Below are 2,990 nucleotides of genomic sequence, written 5' to 3'. Positions count from 1 at the left end.
CGCGGCGACCGGCCACGGCGGTCAGCCGCCCGATCACCCGCATGTGGCTCACCGGCAGCAGCCGGGCGAGCACGTCGGAGATCTTCGCGCTGGCGGCGATCAGCACCCGGGCGCGGCGGCGCGCGACGGCGTCGAGGATCTCCCGGGCCGCCTTCTCCGGCGGATACGTCAGCAGGGCGGCGAAAACCCGCTGCTGCAGCTCGACCTCGGTGGCCGGCACTCCGGCGCCGATCTGCGCGCTCTCCGCGATCCGGGTACGGATGCCACCCGGATGCACCGTCGTCACGCCCACGCCCGACTCCAGCAGTTCGCCGCGCAGCACCTCACTGAGCCCGCGGAGCGCGAACTTGCTGGCGCTGTAGGCCGACTGTCCCGGCGGTGCGATGAGCCCGTACAGGCTGGAGACGTTGACCAGGTGGCTGCCCGGCTCGGCGGTCAGGGCCGGCAGCAGGTGGTGGATGAGCAGCATGGGCGCGGTGAAGTTGACCACCATCACCTGCTCGAACTGCGCAAGGTCGAGCTGGTCGAAGCGTCCGCCCAGCGCCGTCCCGGCGTTGTTGACCAGCAGGCCGATCGCCGGGTGCCGCTCCCGGATGCCCGCCGCGGTGCTCAGCACGGCCGCCCGGTCACCGAGGTCGGCGACCAGCGTCTCGACCGCGCGGGCGGGGTGCGTGGCCCGGATCCGCTCGGCGACCGCGTCGAGCCGCAACGCGTCGCGGTCGACGAGGACCAGGTCGCTGCCGCGGGCGGCGAGGTCGTGGGCCAGCTGCTCACCGATGCCGCTGGCGGCTCCGGTCAGCACGGCCGTCCGGCCCGGGAAACGGTACGGGCTCAGCCGCGTCATCGGATCTCCTCCAGCACGGGTGCGGTGGTTCGGGCGAAGGTCATGTCCCGGCGGACGTCGGCCCGCGGGGTGGTGAGCACGTCGAGCAGGTAGTTCTGCCGGACCGTCCACGGGTCCTTGTCGCCCTGCTGCGGGAAGCGGTCCAGCGCCCGTTGCACGTAGCCCGACGTCAGGTCGAGCAGCGGCCGCCGGTTGCCGGGCCCTTCGTCCGGCGTGGCGCTGACGTACCCGTTCTTGTCCAGGAAGGCCAGCAGCCGGCACACGTAGCGGTGCGACAGGTCGGCGCGCAGCGTCCACGAGGCGTTGGTGTAGCCGATGCAGTAGGCGAAGTTCGGCACCCCGCTGAGCATCACCCCGCGGTACGCGACGCTCTTGCCCGGCTCGACCTCGCGGCCGTCGACGGTGAGGGTGACCCCGCCGATCGGCAGCAACGACAACCCGGTGGCCGACACCACGATGTCCGCCTCGAGCGTGCGGCCCGAGCGCAGCCGGATGCCCTCCGGTACGAACCGCTCGATGTGGTCGGTGACCATCGAGGCGGTGCCCTTCTTGATCGCCGCGAACAGGTCGCCGTCCGGGATCACGCACAGCCGCTGGTCCCAGGGCTGGTAGGCGGGGGTGAAGTGCTCGTCGACGTAGTTCGGGTCGGCCAGGTGCCGGACGGCGAAGCGGCGCAGGATGGCCTTGACGCGTTCCGGGCGGCGCCGGGCGAGCTGGTAGAAGCCCTGCGAGAGGACGATGTTCTTGGCCCGGGCGACCTTGTGGGCGACGCGGGCGGGCAGCCGCCGGCGCAACAGGTCGGCGACCACGTCCCGCCCGGGCAGCACGGTCAGGTACGACGGCGAGCGCTGGAGCATGGTGACGTGGGCGGCTGTCTCGGCCATCGCGGGCACGAGCGTCACCGCGGTCGCCCCACTGCCGATGACCACCACTCGTTTGCCGGCATGGTCCAGGTCCTCGGGCCACGACTGCGGGTGCACGAACCGGCCGGTGTAGTCGTCGAGCCCGGCGAAGTCCGGCTGGTGGCCCCGGGCGTAGTCGTAGTAGCCGGCGCACGCGTACAGGAAACGGCAGGTCAGGGTCTCGCCCCCGGCCAGCCGGACGGTCCAGCGGCCGGCGCTCCAGTCGGCGGCCACGACCCGGGCGGAGAAGCGGATGTGCGGCGTGATGCCACCCTCGTCCGCCGTGTCCTGGATGTACTGGCGGATGCTCTCGCCCGAGGCCAGCGAACGGTCGCCCTGCCAGGGGCGGAACGGGTAGCTGAGGGTGAACATGTCGGAGTCCGAGCGCACGCCCGGGTAGCGGAACAGGTCCCAGGTCCCGCCGATGGCGTCGCGGGCCTCGAGGATGGCGTAGCTGGTGCCCGGCCGCTCCTGTTGCAGCCGCCACGCCGCGCCGATCCCGGACAGCCCGGCGCCGATGATAAGCACGTCGAAGTGTTCGGCCATGGCGCCAGTCTCGGTCACCGCGGACCGGGCCGACTTGTCTTCACGCGACACTCATTTACCTCTGCGCGACACCGCGGTTAGGGTTCGGCATGGACTCGATGGTGCGGGCGGCCTCCCTGCGCGGGCTACCTGAGCTGGTGGACGGGCTGGGCGGTGACAGCGCGGCGCTGCTGGCCCGGTTCCGGGTGCCCGCGCCCGCGCTGGACTCCGACGACGCGGTGATCCCGTCATTGGCGGCCGGACGCATCCTGGAGACCGCCGCGGCCGAGCTGGGCTGCCCCGACCTGGGGTTGCGGCTGGCCGGGCAGCAGAACGCCACCGTGCTCGGGCCGCTCGCCCTGGCCATCGAGAATTCGCCGACGTTCGGCGCCGCACTGGAGACCGCGAACCGCTTCCTGTTCGTGCACAGCCCGGCGCTGACCGTCTCGCAGATCGCGGACCCGGCCGGCCGGCCCGGCGTGGTGGGCCTGCTCTACCGCGGCACCGAGGCCGAGCCGCTGCCACCCCAGGTCGTCGACCTGGGGCTCGGCCTGTTCCACCGGATCATCGTGCTGCTGCACGGCGGCCCGTACGGCCTGCGCTCGGTGCACCTGCCGCACGCGCCGCTCGCGCCGGTCGGCAGCTACACCGCGTTCTTCGGCGCCGACGTGCGCTTCGACCGCCCGGACGCGGTGCTGCGGGTGCCCGGCGGATTGGCC

General features: G+C 72.7%; 3 protein-coding genes. 1 reads left to right on the top strand and 2 read right to left on the bottom strand.

Annotated features, from left to right (window positions below; all coding sequences use genetic code 11):
- Together AB0C29_RS41215 and AB0C29_RS41210 are read right to left on the bottom strand one after the other, a co-directional pair.
- The coding region (locus tag AB0C29_RS41215) for an SDR family NAD(P)-dependent oxidoreductase (protein WP_360832633.1) at positions 1-844 on the bottom strand (844 nt) is incomplete at its 3' end.
- Positions 841-2,292: an NAD(P)/FAD-dependent oxidoreductase gene (locus tag AB0C29_RS41210; protein WP_360832630.1), complete on the bottom strand. Its 1,452-nt coding sequence runs from the start codon at positions 2,290-2,292 to the stop codon at positions 841-843. The genes AB0C29_RS41210 and AB0C29_RS41215, both read right to left, overlap by 4 nt.
- Before the next feature lie 89 nt (positions 2,293-2,381).
- Between AB0C29_RS41210 and AB0C29_RS41205 the strand changes: the two genes are divergently transcribed.
- The coding region (locus tag AB0C29_RS41205; protein ID WP_360832627.1) for an AraC family transcriptional regulator at positions 2,382-2,990 on the top strand (609 nt) is incomplete at its 3' end.

This window comes from Actinoplanes sp. NPDC048791 (assembly GCF_040650095.1).
Classification (GTDB): domain Bacteria; phylum Actinomycetota; class Actinomycetes; order Mycobacteriales; family Micromonosporaceae; genus Actinoplanes.
Note: the sequence above shows the minus strand (reverse complement) of the source record. Positions and strands in the feature narration are given on the sequence as shown.